Raw genomic sequence first — 255 nt, 5'->3', positions numbered from 1 at the left:
GCGCGGTGTTCCAGACGCCGGCCGAACGCAAGGAAGAGCGCGAAATCAAGGAGCGCGCGCTCGAACTGCTCGACTACGTCGGCATCACGCAATACGCGGACTACACGTCGCGCAACCTGTCGTATGGTCACCAGCGGCGCCTCGAAATCGCCCGTGCGCTGGCGACCGATCCGAAGCTGCTCGCGCTCGACGAACCGGCGGCCGGCATGAACGCCACCGAGAAGGTCGAGCTGACCAAGCTGCTCGACAAGATCC

At 65.1% G+C, this 255-nt stretch carries 1 protein-coding gene; it reads left to right on the top strand.

Annotated elements, in window-relative coordinates:
• A partial coding sequence (locus tag AB3X89_RS40655) for an ATP-binding cassette domain-containing protein (protein WP_368588112.1) occupies positions 1-255 on the top strand: 255 nt, incomplete at both ends.

This window comes from Paraburkholderia sp. BR14320, from assembly GCF_040948665.1.
Lineage (GTDB): Bacteria > Pseudomonadota > Gammaproteobacteria > Burkholderiales > Burkholderiaceae > Paraburkholderia > Paraburkholderia youngii.
This window is presented reverse-complemented; position numbering and strand designations above follow the sequence as displayed.